Annotated in this window: 18 protein-coding genes; 9 read left to right on the top strand and 9 right to left on the bottom strand. The window is 58.4% G+C overall.

The genetic code is table 11. The features are described 5' to 3' along the window. The first annotated feature begins 151 nt into the window (after positions 1-151). On the top strand, positions 152-1,120 hold the full coding sequence (locus tag ACYQ15_RS19950; RefSeq protein WP_459939236.1) for a helix-turn-helix domain-containing protein: 969 nt from the start codon (positions 152-154) through the stop codon (positions 1,118-1,120). 206 nt (positions 1,121-1,326) lie between these two features. On the opposite strand, the gene ACYQ15_RS19945 is transcribed toward ACYQ15_RS19950, so the two are convergent. Genes ACYQ15_RS19945 through ACYQ15_RS19925 form a run of 5 tightly spaced genes read right to left on the bottom strand, consistent with a single transcriptional unit; the run spans position 1,327 to position 7,291 of the window. Beyond that, the gene (locus ACYQ15_RS19945) at positions 1,327-2,223 is read right to left on the bottom strand and encodes a pseudouridine synthase (RefSeq protein WP_459939235.1); all 897 of its coding nucleotides are present in this window, start codon (positions 2,221-2,223) and stop codon (positions 1,327-1,329) included. A 37-nt stretch (positions 2,224-2,260) separates the two neighbouring features. Further along, positions 2,261-2,680, bottom strand: a complete 420-nt coding sequence (locus tag ACYQ15_RS19940; RefSeq protein WP_459939234.1) for a secondary thiamine-phosphate synthase enzyme YjbQ — start codon at positions 2,678-2,680, stop codon at positions 2,261-2,263. Beyond that, entirely contained in the window at positions 2,664-5,864 is a 3,201-nt protein-coding gene (locus tag ACYQ15_RS19935; protein WP_459939233.1) for an efflux RND transporter permease subunit, read from the bottom strand. Before ACYQ15_RS19935 ends, ACYQ15_RS19940 begins: the two co-directional genes overlap by 17 nt. Positions 5,865-5,906: 42 nt before the next feature. Continuing rightward, positions 5,907-6,197, bottom strand: coding sequence for a hypothetical protein (locus ACYQ15_RS19930; RefSeq protein WP_459939232.1), 291 nt, complete (start codon positions 6,195-6,197; stop codon positions 5,907-5,909). A gap of 11 nt (positions 6,198-6,208) precedes the next feature. Further along, positions 6,209-7,291 (bottom strand): efflux RND transporter periplasmic adaptor subunit, encoded by a 1,083-nt coding sequence (locus ACYQ15_RS19925; protein ID WP_459939231.1) that lies wholly within the window; start codon positions 7,289-7,291, stop codon positions 6,209-6,211. Between the two features lie 319 nt (positions 7,292-7,610). Here ACYQ15_RS19925 and ACYQ15_RS19920 point away from each other — a divergent pair, with 319 nt between their 5' ends. Continuing rightward, a complete protein-coding gene (locus ACYQ15_RS19920; RefSeq protein ID WP_459939230.1) occupies positions 7,611-8,282 on the top strand; it encodes a hypothetical protein in 672 nt (223 codons plus the stop codon). Positions 8,283-8,449: 167 nt separating this feature from the next. Here the strand turns inward: ACYQ15_RS19920 and ACYQ15_RS19915 are convergent, their stop codons facing one another. Beyond that, on the bottom strand, positions 8,450-8,671 hold the full coding sequence (locus ACYQ15_RS19915) for a hypothetical protein (RefSeq protein ID WP_459939229.1): 222 nt from the start codon (positions 8,669-8,671) through the stop codon (positions 8,450-8,452). A 25-nt stretch (positions 8,672-8,696) separates the two neighbouring features. Between ACYQ15_RS19915 and ACYQ15_RS19910 the strand changes: the two genes are divergently transcribed. From ACYQ15_RS19910 to ACYQ15_RS19880, 7 genes are all read left to right on the top strand, one after another. Then, positions 8,697-9,167 (top strand): NUDIX domain-containing protein, encoded by a 471-nt coding sequence (locus tag ACYQ15_RS19910; protein ID WP_459939228.1) that lies wholly within the window; start codon positions 8,697-8,699, stop codon positions 9,165-9,167. Between the two features lie 34 nt (positions 9,168-9,201). Beyond that, entirely contained in the window at positions 9,202-10,665 is a 1,464-nt protein-coding gene (glgA, locus tag ACYQ15_RS19905; protein WP_459939227.1) for a glycogen synthase GlgA, read from the top strand. A 76-nt stretch (positions 10,666-10,741) separates the two neighbouring features. Then, a complete protein-coding gene (locus ACYQ15_RS19900; RefSeq protein ID WP_459939226.1) occupies positions 10,742-10,951 on the top strand; it encodes a hypothetical protein in 210 nt (69 codons plus the stop codon). Between the two features lie 104 nt (positions 10,952-11,055). Beyond that, complete coding sequence (gene pdxA / locus ACYQ15_RS19895; RefSeq protein ID WP_459939225.1) at positions 11,056-12,087, top strand: 4-hydroxythreonine-4-phosphate dehydrogenase PdxA; 1,032 nt, start codon at positions 11,056-11,058, stop codon at positions 12,085-12,087. 7 nt (positions 12,088-12,094) lie between these two features. Further along, a complete protein-coding gene (locus ACYQ15_RS19890) occupies positions 12,095-12,676 on the top strand; it encodes a helix-turn-helix domain-containing protein (protein ID WP_459939224.1) in 582 nt (193 codons plus the stop codon). 168 nt (positions 12,677-12,844) lie between these two features. Continuing rightward, positions 12,845-14,506, top strand: a complete 1,662-nt coding sequence (locus tag ACYQ15_RS19885) for an AMP-binding protein (RefSeq protein WP_459939223.1) — start codon at positions 12,845-12,847, stop codon at positions 14,504-14,506. Positions 14,507-15,062: 556 nt separating this feature from the next. Beyond that, the gene (locus tag ACYQ15_RS19880; protein ID WP_459939222.1) at positions 15,063-16,733 is read left to right on the top strand and encodes a glycosyltransferase family 4 protein; all 1,671 of its coding nucleotides are present in this window, start codon (positions 15,063-15,065) and stop codon (positions 16,731-16,733) included. Positions 16,734-16,990: 257 nt separating this feature from the next. Here the strand turns inward: ACYQ15_RS19880 and ACYQ15_RS19875 are convergent, their stop codons facing one another. The 3 genes from ACYQ15_RS19875 to ACYQ15_RS19865 are packed head-to-tail and all read right to left on the bottom strand — an operon-like array spanning position 16,991 to position 20,423. Further along, positions 16,991-17,776 (bottom strand): UPF0280 family protein, encoded by a 786-nt coding sequence (locus tag ACYQ15_RS19875; protein WP_459939221.1) that lies wholly within the window; start codon positions 17,774-17,776, stop codon positions 16,991-16,993. Between the two features lie 35 nt (positions 17,777-17,811). Continuing rightward, positions 17,812-19,395: an L-aspartate oxidase gene (nadB, locus tag ACYQ15_RS19870; protein ID WP_459939220.1), complete on the bottom strand. Its 1,584-nt coding sequence runs from the start codon at positions 19,393-19,395 to the stop codon at positions 17,812-17,814. After that, positions 19,392-20,423, bottom strand: coding sequence for a quinolinate synthase (locus tag ACYQ15_RS19865; RefSeq protein ID WP_459939219.1), 1,032 nt, complete (start codon positions 20,421-20,423; stop codon positions 19,392-19,394). Before ACYQ15_RS19865 ends, nadB begins: the two co-directional genes overlap by 4 nt. Between the last annotated feature and the right edge of the window lie 21 nt (positions 20,424-20,444).

The following is a 20,444-nucleotide window of genomic DNA, read 5'->3' as shown; positions in this document are numbered from 1 at the left end:
GTTGCGGTTGGAAAATTGCAAATCGTGACGCTCAACAGGTTTATTCCTTTCGCAAAAGGATGTAGTAGCTGTTCCGAAGGCGACTTGTAGGCAATGATGCATTGTTGATTATCAAGTACTGGACGAGCGAAACAGCTATTGGAGATTGAGCATGGACTTGAAGGAAATTGGAAAAATGCTCCAGAACGAAAGGTTGCGTCAGGGCCTTGAACTATCCGCCGTTACCGCGGCGACCAGGATCAACTCCTCTGCCCTGAGAGCGATTGAAGAGGCAGACGAAGCAGCTTTGCCGCATCCGGTGTATCTGAAGAGCTTTGTCAGAAACTATGCCAATTTCCTTGGATTGGATACGGTTCCCCTGGAAGACGTCCTCAAGAAGTTCAATGCGGAAACCGACCTGACGAAATGGTCTCCTGTGGAGCAGATTCCCGTGACCCGGAGCTTTTCCGTTCTGGGAAAATCCATTTCTGTTGCCATGCTCCTTGCATTCATCGGCGGAGGCGTGTGGTTATTCCAGAAAAATTTCTTCGATCTGGCCGGGCTCATCGCCCAGGAGAACGCTCCTGCCGCGCAAAATTCTTCGCCAGGGGATACCTTGCCCGAGGAATCAACAGCAGAATTGCACGCTCCAGCGGATCAGCCGGAGCAAATCCTGGACATAGCTTTCGACAACTTGGAAACGGCTCCGGAGTCCGGTTCCGGAACGCACTTTCAACTTGAAGACGAACAAATCGTTGAAGTTGCCTCATTGCAGGAACAATCCAAAGAAAAAACAGCTGTGTTGCAGGATCTGGACTTGCGCAAGGCCGCGCTGGGCAACATTCAGCTTTCAGTTGTGGAAGGAGGGTATTTGGCAAGCTTTGACGTGAGCAACCTCACCGACGACATTCTGTCCGGTCAAATCTCCATCAATTTCATCAGCAAGCACGACGAAGCGTTCCAGGCTCTTGAAGATCACGAGAAACCGCGGTTCAGGATCCGCAACTTCCGGAATATCAACACTCGACTGCACCTGCCATCCGAATTGGACAAGAACGATCTGGCCGCGACGCAGTTCGTGGTTACCGACTCCCACGGTGAAAACATCATCGTCAAATCCCTCCCCATGAAAAGCGGGTAACGTCAGCTGAACCTAACCACTCAGCAAAGTAATGCTGTTCCGAGTTTGGCATCGCGGTCGGGGTCGGTATCGGCACCGGTATCGGCATTGCAGGAGGAGCCATGGGCAGGTCCTATCAACATTTTTCGAAACCGATTCCGACCCCGACACCGATCCCGATGTCGGAGGCAGATCGCACACCATGTACTGAGTAGTTACAGCTGAACCTATCTTTTTGAAGCAGCTTCCGTCCATTCCGGGTTCATGAACCGTGCCTCCCACCTGGGCGCTGCAGCAGCGGTAAAAGCCGGCAACTCGATCCTGCAGTGATGCAGATAGATCCACCCCAGATCCGGCCCCGGTCCGTACAGGGGATCAAGAACCACCGGATACCCCGCGCAGGACAGATGCGCCCTGATCTGGTGCCGCCGCCCTTTCAGTATTTTCACGAGAACCAGACTCTCATCCCGCTCATCACTGTAAAAAAGCGGCAATACCCGGGTCCACCGCAAGGGGTCCGGCTCGTTTTCCGACAGGGGCCGGACTTTTCGCCGTTTGGCCGTGTCCAGGGCCGTTTGGATCACCATTTCTTCGCTGAGATTGCCGTGAACAGCGGCCAGGTAGTGTTTCCGAACCAGGCCCTGCTCCTGCCATGCCCCATATTCTTGAGCCGCCGGAGCGCCCAGGGCCACCAGCACCAGTCCGGAGACGGATTGATCCAGGCGATTGAGCAGGATTGCCGACCTGTCCGGAAAAAGTTCGGGCAACACCGCTTCAACACTGGGACCAGTGCTTCCAGCCACAATTTCACTGTTCACCCCGCTTGGCTTGACAAGTGCCGCGAAAGATCCGTCACGAGCCGCAACCGTAATCGGGAGATGATCTGCCACACTCCGTGCTTCAACGGCCTCCCGGTCACTCTCCAGGGCTCTGAGACTGACCCGCTGCCCGGCTTGGACCCGAAATCCGGGCACTCGGCACCGCCCGTTCACCAGAACGAGGTGCTGCGCAAAAACCCTGCGGGCTCCCCGCCGCCCCAGACCGGGCATGATCCGCGTCAAAGCCTGGTCCAGCCGCCATTCATGGCAATCATCCGGAACGATCCAGTCCGCGCCACCCGGCATGATATGCCGATCCGATTCCTGACCGGAAATTTGCGACCTATTCGCCAATGATCTTCACCAGCACCCGCTTGCGGCGGTTGCCGTCAAACTCTCCGTAGAAAATCCGCTCCCAGGTGCCGAAATCCAGCCGTCCCTCGGTGACGGCCACCACCACCTCCCGCCCCATGATCTGGCGCTTCAGATGGGCGTCGCCGTTGTCTTCGCCGGTCCGGTTGTGATGGTACTGGCTGATGGGAGCATGCGGGGCCAGTCTTTCCAGCCAGGCGTCGTAGTCGTGGTGCAGCCCGGATTCATCGTCGTTGATGAACACGCTGGCCGTGATATGCATGGCATTGCACAACAGCAGCCCTTCCCGGATGCCGCTTTCCCGCAGGCATTCCTCCACCTGGGGTGTAATGTTGATGAAGGCCCGCCGTCCGGAAACGTTGAACCACAATTCCTTACGAAAGCTTTTCATTTGCTTCTCCATTTGTTTGATCACGGGGTTGCTCGGAAATTTCGCACTGCTCTGGCCGGCCGAGGGGGTCATCAATGCCCGCGGCCGAACCGGGGGTCTCCATGCGTATGAAAAAAGCCAGCAGTGATGGGATCACAAAAATGGTAAACACCGTGGACAGAGCCAGGCCGCCCAGGACCACGCTGCCCAGTCCGCGATAAAGTTCCGATCCCGGCCCCGGAAAGATCACCAGCGGCAGCATGCCGAAAATACTGGTGGCCATGCTCATGTATATGGGTCGCAACCGGACCCGGGTGGCTTCCAGCACGCCGTCCAGGTGCTCCATGCCCAGCTGGCGGACATTGATCAGCGACTGGTTGACCAGCAAAATGGCATTGTTCACCACCACGCCCACCAGAATGACGAAGCCGAGCATGGTCAGAACGTCCAGAGGCTGGGGAGCGATGAGCACGTTGACCAGCTTCAGTCCCACGAATCCGCCGGCCGTGGCCAGGGGAACCGTGAACAGAATGATCAACGGATAGAGAAAATTGCCGAACAAGGCGGACATGAGCAGATAAATGATCAGCACGGCCAGCACGAAATTCCACTGCAGGGCCAGACGGGTTTCGTTCAGCTTGTCGGCCACTCCGCTCATATTCACGCTCGAATTCGCCAGCAGGCCCTGGGCCTGCAATGCGGGGACAATCTGGGTCGCGACGGTTTCCATGGCCTCCTGCAGGGTCACGTCCTCGGGCGGCGTCAATTGCAGGGTCACGGTCCGCTGTCGTTCCAGGTGCCGGATCTGGGTGATTCCGGTGGTCCGTTCCATGATCGCCAGGGAGGAAACCGGCAACGGAATGCCCTGGGGCGTAGCCACAAGGGCCGAGTGCAGAACCTCGGGATTGGCCATGGCTTCAGAGGACGAACGCAGCACGAGATCGATGGTCTTCTGCCCCTCTTCCTTGAATTCACCGATTCTGCGCCCATGGGTCAGCACGTCCAGGGCCAGCCCCAGGTCAGCTGAGGTCATTCCCGCGGCTCTGAGCCGATCCCGGTCTGGAATAAAGCGTATTTCAGGGTAAGTCAGTTCCAGGGACGGTATCGGGCGGACCTGGGCCTCGGGATAGATGCCCCGGAGCATGCCGAACATGGCCCCGCCCACTGTCACCAGTTCCTCAAGATTCGGGCCCACGATGTCGATGTCGATGGTCCTGCCGCGGCCCAGCCGAGTCTGAAAAATTCCGGCCTGCAGGCTCACGCCGAGCATCCCGGGTATGGTGCTGATCACGTTGCGGAACAGGGGGATCAATTCTCCGGCCCGTTGCTCGTGAATGCTGGTGGCCCCGAAAAACATGAAGGATTCCGCTCCGACGTAGAACAGGTGCTGGATGCCCGGAAATCCGTCCCTGTCCTGGTCATAGTGGGGCTGCAGCCGCTCATGGATGTGCCGGCCGATCTCGACCCTCTCCGGGTAGGACAATCCGGGCGGAGGAATGAGAATGTTCAGAATCAGATTGCGGTTGCCCTGGGGCAGGTAATCCATTTTCGGGAAAAACAGCCAGGCGATGAGCAGCGCCGAGGCGGTCAGACCGCTCACGGTCAGGATGCGGGTGAACCAGTTGCGCACGGCCTGACGCACGAAAAACATGATCAGATTGACCATGAAACCGCCAAACCGCGGCAGGGGCCCCAGATCCCGCGGCTTGACAGAGCTGACGACCCGGAAGATCTGGCAGGTCATGGAGGGAATGACCATCACGGAAACCAGCAGGCTCAGACTGATGGCGCAGGTCACGGCAATGGCGATGTCCTTGAACAACTGCCCGGCCTCTTCCTGAATGAACACCACCGGCAGGAAGACGGCCACGGTGGTCAGAGTGGAGGCCAGAATGGCCCCCCAGACCTCCCGGGTTCCGTCCAGGGCGGCCTGGCAGGTGGGTTTGCGCATCTTCAGGTGACGATCTATGTTTTCCAGGACCACGATGGTGCTGTCCACGAGCATGCCCACGGCAAAGGAGATTCCAGCCAGGCTGACCACGTTCAGATTGCGGCCCAGGGCGTTCATGAAAATGAAGGTCCCGATAATGCTGATCGGAATTGCCCCGGCGGCGATGCTTGTGGTGGAAATACGCCGCAGAAACACAAACAGTACGATCAAGGCAAGAGTTCCGCCGATCAGGATGTTCTGCTGCACCAGCCCGATGGCTCCCAGGATGTAGTTGCGCTCGTCCGCCAGCCATTCCAGGTTCAAGCCGTTAGGATTGAGCAGATCCCGGTTCAGCCCCTGAACCACTGCCTCCATCCGATCGGTCAGGTCCAGGACGTTGGTTCCCGGTTCGGCCTGCACGCCCACGGTGATGCCCTTCTGACCCTTGTGCAGCATGGCCGCCGTGGCCTTTTCATATCCGAATTCGGCATGGCCCACGTCCCGCAGGAACACCCGTTGCAGCCCGGTGGACCGGAGGGGAATGTTCCCGATCTCCTCAGGACTTTGAAATTCCGCCACCGTGCGGATTCGGTAATCCCGCCGACCCACGTCGATGCTGCCGGCGGCCACATTCACATTTTCGGACTGAAGGCCGGACACGACTTCGTTCAAGGTCATGCCGTGGGCTGCAAGCCGCTCCGGCAGGACCACGACATGCATCTCCCGCTGCCTGCCCCCGAAGACGAAAAGATCCGCGACCCCTTCCACCCGCTCCAGGTTCTGGCGAACTTCATTCTCGAAGAAAGTGCGGTAGGTATCGATATCTCGCGGGTTGTCCGGCAGGACCTTGAGCGAAGTCCAGATCACGGGCGACGCGGCCGCACCCGTTGCGGAGATCACCGGTCGATCCGCGCCCTGGGGATACGAACGGACTTCATTCAACTTGTTGGATACGCGCAGCAGAGCGTCGTCCACGTTGGTGCCCAGGGAGAAACGCAGGTTGATGCGGCCAAAGGAGCTGAAGCTCTCGCTCTCCATTTCCACCAGACCCGGAATGCCCTTGAGGACATTTTCCTGTTCCTCGATGATGTCCCGCTCGATTTCATACGGAGTGGCCCCGACCCAGACCGTCTGGACGGAAATCTCCGGCTCGACCACCGTGGGACTGAGCTGATAAGGCATGCCGAACAGGGAAATCAGGCCGAACAGGACAACGAAAATCACGCCCACCATGATGGTGACCGGATTGCGGATGGCGAAGCTGATAGGATTCATTGATGACTCGAGAGTGGATTCAGGTGGAAATATTATAACTACTCAGCTTCGTTCCGGCTTGTCTCGATTTTTCGGCCTCGCAACTCCTGCGCCGGCTTCATAGCATCGAACCATTGCTCGAATAAACATCCATGGGCGCTTCAGGCGTTTGGCAATGGTTCGATGAACGAATCCTGGCTCAGTCAGACAGGCGATGCCAAAAAATCGAGACAAGCCGGAACAATCCAAGTTTGTCATGAAAAGTGCCGAGTAGTTACGAAAAATTTTGAGCGCAATGGCGGCCTGCGCAGGCACCAGCGCCTCACGCCGATCCAGGTCATGTTCGGCAATCATTCCTGCTGCGATCAGGGGCCGGCGCCCTCGGTTTGATTGCCGGCAAGGCGCACGGGCTGGTTGTCCCTGAGCCGCTCCTGTCCCCTGACCACAACCAGATCGCCTTCTTCGACCCCCTGGGCCTGAATGCCGGCCTTGTCCCTGGCAAAGGCGACCACGACCACCGGAATCATTCTGGCCTGCTCTTCCCGGACCAGAAAAATGACGCTGCCCATGGGGCCGGAAACCACCGCGTCCCGGGGAACGATCAGCCCGGCATGACTTTCCCCGGTGGGCATAAAAAGGCGGACCTCCATGCCCTCCAGCAGTCCGGGTTCGTCGTGCAGCCGCACCTTGACCGGGAATGTCCGGCTCCCCACGTCACCCCTGGGGATGACGGCCGTGACCCGGCCTTCCAGCTCTCTCCCGACCGCCTGCCCGATCACTGTCTGTCCCGGCTCAAGGGACATGGCCACATTGACCGGGACATTGACCATGATATCCAGCAACCCTGTACGGGCCACTTCGGCCACCGGGGAACCGGGAGCCAGCCATTCCCCGAGATTGCTTTGCCGGGAGAGCACGATCCCGTCAAAGGGCGCCCGCACCTCCAGCTTGCGCAGTTCTTCCTGGATTTTGGCGATCTCCGCCGCCAGAAATTCAGCTCGCCGCTCCAGCCCCTCGACCTGAAACCGGACATGATCATATTCCTGCTCGGAAACCGTTCCCTGGTCGAAAAGCCGCTCCAATCGTCCCAGTTCCCGCTGGGCCCGGGCAAGTTCCACCAGGGCTTCCTCACGTTGCGCACGGCGCGACTGCAGGTCCTTGGTCTTCAGCACCCCGTCCATGGTCACAAGCTTGGCGCCTTGGCTGACCGTCTCACCCTGCTCGAAATGCACCGCCGTGATCCGCCCGCTGACTTCCGCGGCAACAAGAGAGGTTTCCTGGAAGTAGATAGTCCCCAGGAATTCCTTTTCCACACGCATCTGGCCGGATGTAACGATGCCCGTCTCCACAACCGCCGGAGGCTGTCCGGGAGGTTGGGCGAGAACCGCGCCGCCGTGCGTCAGGACAAGAAACATCATCACCGTCAGAATCCGCCAATATTTGTTCATTCTCGCTCCCCAGTATGCATTCTTATCCGAATCTTGATCCCATTGCGCCTCACGGATGTTACCATGGCGTCGAACATACTCAAAGGCGCTGGTCAAGATGTCAAGCAATCATCAATGTATCAAGGTGGTAAGTAACGGTTCAGCACACGGTCCCGTCTTTCATGAAATGAGCAGAGGAGTTCCGATGCTGCTTGGCTTTCCTGAACTCTGAGGCTATCAGCCTGTCAGCAAAGCATGCGGCGAGCGGTACGGCTACCGCATGGCTGTTCGCCGCTGCGAGCTTTCTGAATCAGCCTGGCACATAATCCACGGAGGATGAATGCAAATCCGAAAGTTTCTCATTGCCGGGGGCAATGCCACGGCCCTTGTCCGGGACTGCCCCTCAGGCAGTCGGAAGGCCTTGGTGGCCGAGCTTCTCCAGGAGGTGGAGCAGGTCGGATTCATGAAAAATGATTCCCGCCCTCCGCGAATGGACATGATGGGTGGTGAATTCTGCATCAATGCCTCTCTGGCCTTTGCGTCCACCCTGGAACCACAAGGCTGGATCGAGGTCAGCGGCCTGGAGCAGCCCTTTTTCTACAGCAACCACGCCGACACAACCGTCATCACAGTGCCCCTGACGTGGAGCAGACACGACAACATCATTCTGCTGCAAGGCATTGGATTCATCCTGCTTCCATTGGCGCAATGCCCTGATATTGACAAGGCGTCCCTCGCGGATCTCTGCTCCCGTTTTTCCATGCCGGCCTTCGGTGCTGTCCTGTATACGGATAACCGAATTATCCCCTATGTTCATGTCCCGGCGGTCGATTCTTTCGTTCCCGAAACCGCCTGCGGCTCAGGCAGCGTGGCCTTCAGCATTTTCAGCGGCGTCAACAACGTGGTGCAGCCTTCGGGCGGAATCATCGCCGTCCGGCAACCTGAAAACCAGGAGGGCGCGTCGAAGCAGACCTTCAGCATCGAGGCCGCGGTGACTTCGTTGCCAAGATGAGGTCCTGCCTGCCCCCCGGGACGGATCAGGAGTTTTCAACCGCGGATATCTTATTTCAGTGCCGCTGCCAGTTACCATTCAGTACATATTCTGCGCTCTTCCTCCGGCAATCGGTATCGGGGTCGGTATCGGTATCGGTATCGATTTCAAAACATTGGGTTGCCCCTCTAAATGGCTCCGATACCGACCCCGATACCGATACCGATACCGATATTTACTCCGATACCGACTCCGATCACAATGCTCAAACCGGCAACAGCATCAGTTTGCTCAGTGGATACGAATATATTGCCCTTTATGATGTGTGCGTTTACTATTTTTTCACCACCAATGCCCGGTTCAACCCAAGTTCGATGTTTGACAACCTGACACCTGTTGTGTTCTCTCACCGTCTCTCAACATCATCGTGTGATCATGCCAAAGATTAAAAAAAAGTGTCCCCACTGCGCCGAATTGTTGGAGGATTACCTCAATCCCGTCCCCACGGTGGACATCCTCATCAACATCCCTGGAAAGGGTATCGTACTCATTGAACGTCGCAATCCTCCACCCGGCTGGGCCTTGCCCGGAGGGTTCATCGACCATGGAGAATCCGCGGAGCAGGCCGCGGTACGGGAGGCTCGGGAAGAAACCGGCCTGGATGTCGAGCTGACCGGTCTTCTCGGCGTCTACTCCGATCCCCGGCGTGACCCCCGCCAGCACACCATCAGCACGGTTTACACGGCCCAGGCCGTCAACCCGGAACAAATGAAAGCCGGAGACGATGCGGGCAAAGTCGGAATTTTTCCTGTGGACGCCCTGCCTTCGAACCTGGCCTTCGACCATGGCCGAATCCTTCAAGACTATTTGCGTATCTTTCAGCCCCTGAACAACCCCATTCCCTGAAAGCCAGCGGACGCCGTTGACGGGAGAAAATCATATGGACACCTATCCTCAGGTCCTGTTCGTGACCTCGGAAATGTACCCGTTTTCGAAGACAGGGGGCCTCGCGGACGTCATGGGTGCCTTGCCGCTGGCTCTTTCCCGGGTTGGCGTCAATGTCGGGGTGATCACTCCGTTCTACGGCCGGCTCGCCAGCAGCGAATTTCCCTTGCGGCTGATCTACGAGGACTGTCCCGTCGGCTACCCATGGCCGGACACCACAGCTGACATTTTTCTGGCCGATTACCACGGCCTGCCGGTCTACTTCATCTCCCGCGGAGAGTATTTCGACCGGCGCTTTTTGTATTGCACCCATAAGGGTGATTATTTCGACAACTGCGAGCGGTTCATATTCTTTTGCCGAGCCACCATGGAGTGGACTCGGCGGCTGGCCCATCCCCCGGCCATCATCCACGCCCACGACTGGCATGCCGCACTGGTGCCGGCATACCTGCACTTCCTGCGCAAGGTCGATCACTTCTGGGAAAACACCAAGTCCGTCATGACGGTCCACAACCTGGCGTTCCAGGGGCGCTTCGCCTACCGCCTCTTCCAGCACTCCGGACTGCCCCATGCGGCATGGCACAGCGGCGGGGCCGAATACTTCGGAGACTTCAATCTCCTCAAAAGCGGAATTTCCTACGCGGATATGGTCACCACGGTCAGTCCGACCTACGCGGAAGAGATACTCACACCGGAATTCGGATGCGGACTGGAAGGTATTCTTCAGTACAGGGCCACGGATCTGCGGGGCATCCTCAACGGCGCGGACTACGAAATTTGGGATCCCCGCCAGGACCGGTTTCTCCCGTGCACCTACTCGCCGGAACTGCTGAAAGGCAAACAGCGCTGCAAGGAAAGTCTCTTCCATGAACTCTGCCTGGATCCGGAAATGCTTACCCGCCCCCTGCTTGGCTTTGTCGGCCGTCTGCGTCGTCAAAAAGGCATCGACATGCTTCTGGACATCCTGCCCGAACTGCTCCGTCGTGATGTCTGCGTCGTGGTTTTGGGTGAAGGCAATCTGCAGTTCGAGGCCTTGCTCCAGGACATGATGGAAACCTATCCCGGTCGTTTCGTGGCACGGATCGGATACACGGAAGATCTGGCCCACCGCATCCAGGCCGGCGTTGATCTGTTCCTGATGCCTTCCCGGTATGAACCCTGCGGCCTGACCCAAATGTACAGTCTCCGTTACGGCAGCCTGCCCGTCGCCTCCGCGGTTGGAGGTCTGCTGGACACCATCGTCAGTTATCCCCACCCGGAATCTACGGGCTTCATTTTCTCCCCCGCCGAATCAAACGCTTTTCTGGAAAGCATTAATCAGGCCCTGGACCTTTGGTCAAAGCGCCAGCAGTGGAATGCAATGCAGGTTCGGGCCATGCGTACCGATTTCTCATGGACCAGCGCGGCGCGGGAATATATCCGGGCCTACACTGATCTTGGCTCTGATCTGTCCACCTGATTTTATCAAGGATAAGCTGATCGATTGGGATTACCGTGCAACCATGCCTACAACCTAAAAATGAGGACGTTTACCGATGAAAATGAACGAAATCCGGGCCATGGCCAAGCAAAGAGGAATCAAGTACGGCATCGGCATCACCAAGATCCAGGCCATCCGAATGATCCAGCTTGATGAAGGCAACTTCGACTGTTTCGCTCGGGCCGAGTCAGGCTTTTGCGACCAGACCGGTTGCATTTTTCGGGAGGACTGTCTCACCCTCTCCCCGCAGCCGAAAGACACATGACCACAGCCGCGACCATATGACCAATTGCATTTCTGATGAACAACGTGTCCAAACTGCCGACAAGTCTTGATTCACCGGTTTTGATATGATCATGTCCCCTGCGTATGCTTCCTGAGGCGCAATCCGGGCTTCCGGCGGTTTCACATCCCTGCACAGTCGCTCTGACTCTTGGCGATTCAAACGGGCTGGGGCCGGAGCTTGTTTGTCGACTTTTCAATAATTCCACCAGCACGTCACACCGAATCCTGATCATCGGCCCTGAGCAGGCTCTGCAGCATCATTTGCGAACCAAGAGCCGATTGCCCTTCTGGCACCCCCTGCCGGATGCGCAGTCAATCTCGCTGCAGCCTCCCGGAATCTATCTCCACTCGCCACCATGCCTGGCCTCGTTGCCGGTTCAGCCGGGGCTGGCCGCCACAGCCGGAGGCAAAGCCGCCGGCGAATCCCTTGAAGTCGCTTGTGCTCTGCTTGCTTCCCACGCGGTTCAGGCCCTGGTGACCTGCCCTTTGAACAAGGCCATGCTCCAGCAGGCAGGATTCGATTTTGCCGGACATACCGAATTCCTGGCCACCCGCGCCGGCTTGACTCCGGACAAAGTCTGCATGCATTTCTGGGGCCCGGAGCTGCGGGTCAGCCTGGCCACTACCCATCCGGCACTGCGCGCCGTGCCGGAAATGATCACCACCGAGCTGATTCTCCACAAGCTGGAATTGACGCACAAGCTGATACATTCTATGGACATGCGCCGACCTATTGCGGTATGCGGCCTCAATCCGCATGCCGGCGAGGAAGGGAGCATCGGCGATGAAGAGCAACACATCATCGCGCCGGCAGTTGCCGAAGCAACGGCCCGCGGATGGAACGTGGTCGGCCCGTTGGCCGCGGATACGGTTTTTCACCGCGCAAGGCTCGGCGACTTTTCCGCTGTCCTGGCCATGTATCACGACCAGGGGCTGGCGCCCTTCAAGCTGCTCCATTTTCATGCCGGCATCCAAATGACCCTTGGCCTGCCCTATGTGCGCACCAGCCCGGACCATGGCACGGGGTACGATCTCGTCGGCCGGGATGCGGCTTCTCCGGAAAGTCTGCGCAATGCCCTGACCATGGCTCTGAACCTGATTTCAACACGTCAATAAGGTACTCATGTCTCAACCAATCCCCCCATCATCCCAGGAAGACCCGCCTTACACTCATATTGCCCCGCGTCTCCGGGGTCTGCGCGAAGCCCTTGACCTCAGCGTCGAGGAAATGGCTGCCAGGATCGAATCCACTCCGGACAAGGTAGCTCTGTACGAATCCGGTACCGTGGAAATTCCGGTGGGCCATCTTTTTCAGACCGCCCGGGCTTGCGGCGTGGACCTGACCGTCCTGCTCTCCGGTGGAGAGGCCCATCTGCACAACCATGCCCTGGTTCGCCGCGGCAAAGGCATGAGCGTGGACCGGCGCAAGGACTACACCTACAAAAGCCTGGCCTTCAGTTTCACCGGCCGCAGGATGGAGCCGTTTCTGGTAACCGTGCCGCCGAAAACGGAAGAAGAGCTGACATTCACCGAGCATGCTGGACAGGAATTCATCCACATGATCTCCGGTAAGCTGGAACTCCGCCTTGGCGACCAGATCCTCATCCTGGAACCGGGGGACAGCTTGTACTTCACGTCCAGGACGCCCCATGCGCTGCGCGGGCTGGATCAGGCCGAAGCCACGTTTCTGGACGTCATCATCTAGGTTTTCGCGGGCCAACTGCCTTTCAATTTGCCGAAAATCCCGCACCATTATCGGGAAGCCGGCTGTGACGGAACATGGCGGGTTTCGATTTCCCACCCCTGATCCCTTCTGCAAAGCGCAGTAGCCCGCGACGCAATTCTTTAACATCCCATCGAGAACGAGCGACCAATGAACGTTTCCACCACGTCATACGAAGATTTTGTAAGATCCTTTCAAATCGACATACCTGAAAACTACAATTTTGCTTTTGACTTTCTGGCTGAACAGGCCCGGCAGGATCCCGACCGCCCGGCCATGATCCATGTTGACGACGCCGGAGTACGCAAGGACTACACCCTTGGCTTCTTCGAACACGAATCCAACAAGCTGGCCAATGCCCTCCGCAAGCTCGGCCTGGGCAAAGGCGACCGGGTGATGCTCATCCTGCACCGGCGGGTGGAGTTCTGGATCAGCATGCTTGCCCTGCACAAAATCGGCGCCGTGGCGGTGCCGTCCCCGGCCCTGCTCACCGCCAAGGATATCGTCTACCGGGTCAACTTCGCCCGCATCAAGGCCGCAATTGTGGATGGCGGAGTCGCTCCCGTTGTTCAGGCCGCCCTTGCGGATTGTCCCGGCCTGCGCACCCTGATTCATGTCGGAGCCGGAGAAGCGACGCTTCCGGCACGGGACTGGCTGGACTACGCCGCGATCGTTTCCGAAGCCGACGAAACATTTCCCCGGCCCGAAGACGTAGCCGGCGGAAAGGACAGCCTGCTGATCTTTTTTTCTTCGGGCACCACCGGGCCGCCGAAGATGGTCGAGCACGTACATACCTATCCGCTGGGTCACTATACCACCGGTGTCCACTGGCATGATCTGCGACCGGGCGACATTCACCTCACCCTGGCCGACACGGGATGGGGCAAGGCGGTCTGGGGAAAATTCTACGGCCAGTGGATGGCCGGGGCCATTGTTTTCGTCCATGACTTTCGGGGAAAGTTCGATCCGGCAAAGCTGCTTTCGCTCCTGGCCGAGCACAAGGTGACTTCGTTTTGCGGGCCGCCCACGGTCTACCGGTTCCTGATTCGCCAGGATTTCTCCGGCCTGGACCTCTCCAGTCTCCGCCATTGCACCACTGCCGGGGAACTGCTCAACGACGGCGTGTTTCATGCCTGGAAAGAAGCCACCGGACTGTCCATCTATGAAGGCTACGGACAAACCGAGACAACTCTGCAGGTCGCCACGTTTCCGTTCATGACGCCCAAGCCGGGTTCCATCGGCAAGCCCAGTCCGGGCTGGGACGTGGTGCTTCTCAATGACGACCAGCACCCCTGCGCGCCGGGGGAGGAGGGCGAAATCTGCATTCGCCTCGATGGCGGCAATCCCTTGGGGCTTTTCACCGGCTATCTGGATGAGCCAGAAAAGACGGCCCAGTCCAGGGCCGGAGGGTTTTATCATACCGGCGACAAGGCCTGGATGGACGAGGAGGGATACCTCTGGTTTCTGGGAAGGGTGGACGACCTGATCAAGAGTTCCGGCTACCGGATTGGACCTTTTGAGGTCGAAAGCGTCCTGATCACCCACCCGGCCGTGGTGGAAGCCGCTGTCACCGGCATTCCGGACCCGGTTCGCGGCCAGGCGGTCAAGGCCACGGTAGTGCTGGCTCCGGGATATTCGGCTTCGGAAGCGTTGACCAAGGAACTCCAGGAGCATGTCAAATCCCTGACCGCCCCCTACAAGTATCCCAGGGTCGTCGAGTACCTCGACGAACTGCCCAAGACCATCAGCGGCAAGATCAAGCGGGCCGAGATCCGGACCCGGGACATCCAGGAGGCGGGCAAGGCAGGCTGATTTCGGGGGGAGGAAGAGGATGGTCAGAACAGGTTGACAGTTGACGGGCGTCAGGTGCCTTGAGCAACCCCGATGTGGATGCACGGCCTACCATAGGGGCGGTTCGCGAACCGCCCCTACTGCATCTCGGTACCGGAATGGCTGCCGGGTATTCTAGTGTCAACGTGTTTTTCCGCCAGCTTAAACCATCCCGAATGAGGCCGGAGAGTCATGCACTGCTTGCCTCGATGATTCGATTCGATTTCGATTTCGATTTTGATTTTGATATGAAGAAGTGTAACTGCTCAAAAAATTGAGGCAATCAACAGGATAAATCCTGGGAGCGCCGCACCCCAGTGCGGCAAGCGGTGTAACGCACAAAGGGCAAAGTTCCGGCTGGAATATGGCCCCCGTGGCTTGGACACAAAACTTCGCGTCGATGGGATCGGTGCACAGAAAAACTCGTCGCCCGATCTTTTTGAGCAGTTACGAAGAAGTTCGTTGATTATCAGGACAGTGGCAAGAGGGACGGCCGGTTCAGAAATCGCTGAGATATCGTTTTACCAAGGGCGCTTCCATGGCGAAAACACAGCCTCGAATCTGGGCGACATTGGATCCGTTTCTCGAATCCGGGGCGATCTGGGGCCGCAGGGTGGCCAATGAGCAGTTCCTGTCGGCTCTTTTCGATCTTGACCCCTTCGACGCCTACCATTTCTTCCTTGCCACCCCCAGGGAAGTACAAGAGACCGGGGAGCTTTTCAGGCAACGATTTCCAGATTTTTTGAATACCGGCCACGTCCGCTTTTTTCTGCGCCATGAACTGCCGCAAGCCTTGCGGTCCAACAATTATTACTGCTTCCATCTTTCGGACTGCATCAATCATCCCCCGGCCCTGGCCCGACTGCGCAATGCCTGTTCCGACCGCCTCTTTCCCGTCACCAGCGTCACGCATTCCCTGAGTTATCCTGGCTATCCGGCCCATTTTCTGGCTCACCTTTGGCCGGGATGTACGTCCAGGGATGGGATCATCGCCACGTCACACGCGGGAAAAGACGCCGTGCAATCCTATTTCGCCCATCTGCGCCGATCTTTCGTGCTGGATGGGCAACGGTTCCCACAGCCAAGCGTATCTATCATTCCCCTGGGCATGAAGGCTCCTCACGCCCCTGACCCTCCCGAAATCATGCGCCACAGAGGCAGAGACAGGTTGCAAACTTCCGACGAAACCTGCGTGCTGCTGGTCCTGGGCAGGATCTCACCCCATGCAAAAATGGACTTGCTGCCCCTGCTCCGGGCATGGCAACGCATTCCTTCAAAGAAGGATACTCAAGTACTGCTCGTGATCGCCGGCTGGACTGAACCGAAGGACGATTTTCCCGGGACGTTTTCCGCGCTGGCCAGGAACGTGGGGCTTCCGGTGCGGCTTGTTCCCCGCCCGGACGACGAACTAAAACAGGAACTCTATGCCGCCGCGGACATCTTCATCTCCCTGGCGGACAATCCCCAGGAAACCTTTGGGTTGACCCTTCTGGAGGCAGGCCTGGCCGGGCTGCCGGTCATCGCCGCCGATTACAGCGGTTACCGGGATATTGTTCTTCATGAACGCACCGGGTTTCTGATACCGACGTTCGGCCCCGGGAATTCTAAAGACATCGACATGCTGTCTGGGTTGATCCCGGATTATGAGGTCCAGTTTCTCCTGGCGCAGCAAACCGCCGTGCTCGTACCTGCCCTGGCCGAGGCCTTGCGCCGACTGATCGACAACCCTGATCTTCGCCGCGACATGGGCCGACAGGCCGAACGCCATGTCAAAACCCATTACTCCTGGCCGGATCTGATCCGGCAACACCTTGTCCTCTGGGACCACCTTTGGGAGCAGGAGATTGCCCAGCGGTCCGAAAAGCACTCTCCCCATCCTCTGGAGCTTCCGTATGCCGAAATTTTCTCCGGGTTTCACCGCTCGACCATCACTTCGGAAACAAGACTGATCTGCTCCCGAATCGGTGAGAAAATCTACTCCGGCCGAGATTTTCCAGTCATCTACGCCGGGCTGGAAGATCTTGTCCCGCCGGCGGTCATCAAGCAGATCCTTTTTTGCGCCCGCAAGCCGGTAACAATGGCTGAGCTGATGACGAAAATGGATCAGATCCCCCCCCGGACGAATCATCAGACCGTTCGCTTCTGCCTGCATTGGGCCGTGAAACATGATCTGCTGGAGATTGTTCCGGAAAAGGAAGAGACACCGTAGCGTCTCAGTTGAGGTGCATGTATTACTATGATTGGAACTACTCAACTTGAGTAGCAGGAAAGGGTAAGCCTTCCAAAATTTTGAGCAAGCATGACCTGGATACCGGCCTTCGCCGGTATGACTTCAACATGCGATCTCCTTCATCCGTCATTCCGGCGAAAGCCGGAATCCAGGCATTCCCCATATAACGTAGTTTTCATCTGGAAACAAAAGATTTTCCGGAAGGAACTATGTTACAGCCCTTTCTTTTTGTGCAGTTACATTTGCTGAGTGGTATCCGACGATTCAAGGCAAACCAAGTCCATCTTGCCCCAAACGCCCACCTGATCCCCGCACTGGGCGAAGACTCCGTCCAGCCCATGCCGGGCGAAGCGTTTGGCCTGATCCATGACCCGGGCCATGTCCCGGGGTGATTGCAGCATGTTGCCGAGGGCGGTGGCCGCGGCATCGGCCAGGGCGGCGTCTTTGGAGCGCGTCACCACCAGATCGGCCTGGCCAAAGCTCAGGGAGTGGCCGATGGTGGCCGAGGAGGAACACAATGAACAGGGAAAATCCCGCGGCGTCAGCCGCAATCCCATGCTCATCTCGCTTCCGGGAACCGCCAGCAGGCCGACAACGCGCTCTCTGGTCGATTGCAGAAAAAGATCACCGCCATTCTCCACAATGAGATTCGGGCTGAATGCCGTGCATTGGCCGGCGACCCATTGCGCCACCGCCCCGGCCACGGCGGCCATGGGGCCGACGTTGCAGATCCGGGCGGCCCGGGCCATGGACTGGATGACCTCCGGGGCCTTCGGCCGAACTTCCACCGGCGCCAGGCTGGTCCCGAACTCAGGCTGGACCGCGATGTATGTTTGCAACTCTGCGCGGCATGCATTCACCGCCTGCAGCACCTCGTGGCGCAAGTCGCGTTCAGCGACCACCCAAAGATCCGTCTGCGCCACCACCACCTGGAAGCCTATCTCCCCCGGTCCAGGTCCACACCGGCCACGGTAGCTTCTCCAGGAGGAGGCATGCGGGGAGGAAGAAGAAAAATCAGTCACGGTCGAGAAGGATCGGGTTGCCCAGCGGGTTGCGGCTAGGAATCATCCCGGTAGTGACATCCCTTGCTCTGAGGATTGCGCATGGCCGCCGTGGTGATGATGTAGGCCGTCTGACATCCGTGGAAGAGATCCACCAGGGATTTGGAAACCTGGGTTTCCTTGTAGAAGGAGTGCAGGCGCTTGTTCAGGTCGCGCAGGTCGTCGAAGGCGCGTTTCAGGCGCGGCGTGGTTCTCCTGATGCCCACGTAGTTCCACATGGTATGCTTGATGGTCGCCCAATCTTGGCTCACGAGAACCGGGTCCTCGTTCTGGCGATGGCCCAGGGCAAACCACGGCGCAATGGAGGATTTCAAGCGGCTGTTCAACATGGCGTTGCGCTTCACGCGCCGGGCGATGTCCTGCCCGATGGAATGTCCCCACACCAGTCCTTCCAGCAGTGAGGTGCTCGCCAGGCGATTGGCCCCGTGAACCCCGGTGCACGCGCACTCGCCGCCGGCATAGAGCCGCTCGATGGTGGTCCGCCCATGCTCGTCCACCAGGATTCCACCGCAAAAGTAGTGGGCTGCCGGAACAACCGGAATAGGCTCCTTGGCCATATCGCAGCCATGTTCCTGACATTTTTGATGAATGGTCGGGAAGCGCCGCTCGATATCCATGTCGATGTAGTTCGCCGCGTCAAGATAGACAAAATCCTCGCCGGTCTTGACCATTTCGTCCACGATGGCCCTGGTTACCACGTCCCGGGGCGCCAGATCGGCGCGGGGATCGTAATCCGCCATGAAGGCATGGCCGTGCACGTTGACCAGCTTTGCCCCCTCGCCGCGCACAGCCTCGGAAATCAGGAACTTGCGCGGACCGCGGTGAAACAGGGATGTCGGATGAAACTGAATGTATTCTTGATTCATCAGTCTGGCCCCGGCTCGGTGAGCCATGGCAAAACCCGAACCGAGGGAGCCTGACGTGTTGGTGGTGTTCAGGTAGATCTGACCGATTCCGCCCGTGGCCAGGACAGTATAATCCGCCAGAAATCTGCGCACGATTCCCGTGGAGTGTTCAAGCACATACGCTCCAACGCACTGGTTTTCGATCTGGTAGCGGATTTCCAGGGAATGACTGTGGTGATGGGTGGTCAGGACGTCGATGGCCGTCATTTCGGTCATCACCCGAATATGCGGATTTTTGCGTACAGCCACGATCAGGCTGTCCATGATCACGCGCCCGGTATAGTCGGCGCTGTAGAGGATTCGCGGGCGACTGTGCCCGCCTTCCATGGTCAGGTGATATTCGCCGTGCTCCTCACGGGCAAAGGGCACGGCCAGCTTTTCCAAAAAAATCTTGTTCAGGACTTCCGGCCCCTTGCGGCAGAGAAACCGGACCGCGCGGGGATAATTCAACTCCCAGCCGGCGGTAATGATGTCCTTGGCCATCAGCTGCGCGGAATCCCCCAGCCCGCGGTAGACAATCCCTCCCTGGGCCAGGGCGGTGTTCCCGTCGTCCAGCTGACGACCGGCACAGATCAAAACCACGTCCACGCCGGCTTCGGCGATGGTCAGGGCCGCGACGCAACCGGCAATGCCGGAACCAATGACCAGGGCTCGTGTCTCAACGGTATCGATCATTTTCTGCCCGCCATGACGTCCAGCATCGTTTCCAGGGCCTTGCGGGCCTTGGGGGCAACGGCGGGATCAACCTGCACCGCCGCATGCTCGTCAAGATTTTCCAGCGTGTCCAGGAGCTTGGCTTCGGTTATCTTCAGCATGGCGCTGCAATAGCCCGCCCCCAGCGGATAGATGTGCTTGTCCGGATGCAGCCTTGCCAGGCGCAGGACCAGATTGTCCTCCGTGCCGATGTAGATCGTCGCCCCCGGCGGCGCTTCCCGGACAGCCCGAATGATCCCGGACGTGGAAGCCGACACATCCGCCAATGCGACAACGCCGGGTTCGCATTCCGGATGCACGAACACCAGGGGTCGAGGGTCGTCTTCCTGAACGAGCCGGACATCCTCCGGCTTGAGCCGAAAATGGATCGCGCAGACCCCCGGCCAGAACAGCAGCTTCTTGGAGAGAGAATCCGGGTTCAGACCGTCCTTGTCCCGCACATTCAGCACGGCCTGCTCCTGCTCCGGAATGCGCAGCAGGTCAGCGGTATTCATCCCCAGATTCTTGTCCGGCAGAAAAAGAACGCAGTCCCCTTGGCCCAAGGCCCATTCCAGCATGGTCGCGGCATTGGCCGACGTGCACACGCTTCCGCCATATTCTCCGCACAGCGCCTTCACGCCAACCGTGGAATTGACGTAGGCCAGGGGAATCACCTTTCGCCCAAGGTCGGTAATTTCTTGCAGGACCTTGGCCACCCGCTGCGTCGGGGCCGTGCCGGCCATGCAGCAGTGGGCCTTGGGATCAGGTATCAGGACGGACTGTTCTTTCTTGGCCAGCAGGGCCGCCGTCTCAGCCATGAAGGAAACGCCGCAGAAGACGATATACCGGGCGTCCAGGTCCGGTATCTTCCGGGCCAGCTCCAGAGAATCGCCCTGGAAGTCAACGTGCCGAACAACGTCATCGCTTTGGTAATGATGCCCGAGAATGGCCAGGGAAGAGCCGAGCTGCTGCCGAAGTGCCGTGATTTTTTCGGATAGAAGTTCATTCATGAAGCGAGATCCTTACGGTTT

The sequence above is a fragment of the Desulfonatronum parangueonense genome (assembly GCF_054656975.1).
This window is presented reverse-complemented; position numbering and strand designations above follow the sequence as displayed.

Excerpts from the sequence above, each read along its gene's own strand:
- ACYQ15_RS19950 (WP_459939236.1), top strand. The coding sequence starts at position 152 with ATGGACTTGAAGGAAATTGGAAAAATGCTCCAGAACGAAAGGTTGCGT.
- ACYQ15_RS19945 (WP_459939235.1), bottom strand. The coding sequence starts at position 2,223 with ATGCCGGGTGGCGCGGACTGGATCGTTCCGGATGATTGCCATGAATGG.
- ACYQ15_RS19940 (WP_459939234.1), bottom strand. The coding sequence starts at position 2,680 with ATGAAAAGCTTTCGTAAGGAATTGTGGTTCAACGTTTCCGGACGGCGG.
- ACYQ15_RS19935 (WP_459939233.1), bottom strand. The coding sequence starts at position 5,864 with ATGAATCCTATCAGCTTCGCCATCCGCAATCCGGTCACCATCATGGTG.
- ACYQ15_RS19930 (WP_459939232.1), bottom strand. The coding sequence starts at position 6,197 with ATGATTGCCGAACATGACCTGGATCGGCGTGAGGCGCTGGTGCCTGCG.
- ACYQ15_RS19925 (WP_459939231.1), bottom strand. The coding sequence starts at position 7,291 with ATGAACAAATATTGGCGGATTCTGACGGTGATGATGTTTCTTGTCCTG.
- ACYQ15_RS19920 (WP_459939230.1), top strand. The coding sequence starts at position 7,611 with ATGCAAATCCGAAAGTTTCTCATTGCCGGGGGCAATGCCACGGCCCTT.
- ACYQ15_RS19910 (WP_459939228.1), top strand. The coding sequence starts at position 8,697 with ATGCCAAAGATTAAAAAAAAGTGTCCCCACTGCGCCGAATTGTTGGAG.
- glgA (WP_459939227.1), top strand. The coding sequence starts at position 9,202 with ATGGACACCTATCCTCAGGTCCTGTTCGTGACCTCGGAAATGTACCCG.
- ACYQ15_RS19900 (WP_459939226.1), top strand. The coding sequence starts at position 10,742 with ATGAAAATGAACGAAATCCGGGCCATGGCCAAGCAAAGAGGAATCAAG.
- pdxA (WP_459939225.1), top strand. The coding sequence starts at position 11,056 with ATGCTTCCTGAGGCGCAATCCGGGCTTCCGGCGGTTTCACATCCCTGC.
- ACYQ15_RS19890 (WP_459939224.1), top strand. The coding sequence starts at position 12,095 with ATGTCTCAACCAATCCCCCCATCATCCCAGGAAGACCCGCCTTACACT.
- ACYQ15_RS19885 (WP_459939223.1), top strand. The coding sequence starts at position 12,845 with ATGAACGTTTCCACCACGTCATACGAAGATTTTGTAAGATCCTTTCAA.
- ACYQ15_RS19880 (WP_459939222.1), top strand. The coding sequence starts at position 15,063 with ATGGCGAAAACACAGCCTCGAATCTGGGCGACATTGGATCCGTTTCTC.
- nadB (WP_459939220.1), bottom strand. The coding sequence starts at position 19,395 with ATGATCGATACCGTTGAGACACGAGCCCTGGTCATTGGTTCCGGCATT.
- ACYQ15_RS19865 (WP_459939219.1), bottom strand. The coding sequence starts at position 20,423 with ATGAATGAACTTCTATCCGAAAAAATCACGGCACTTCGGCAGCAGCTC.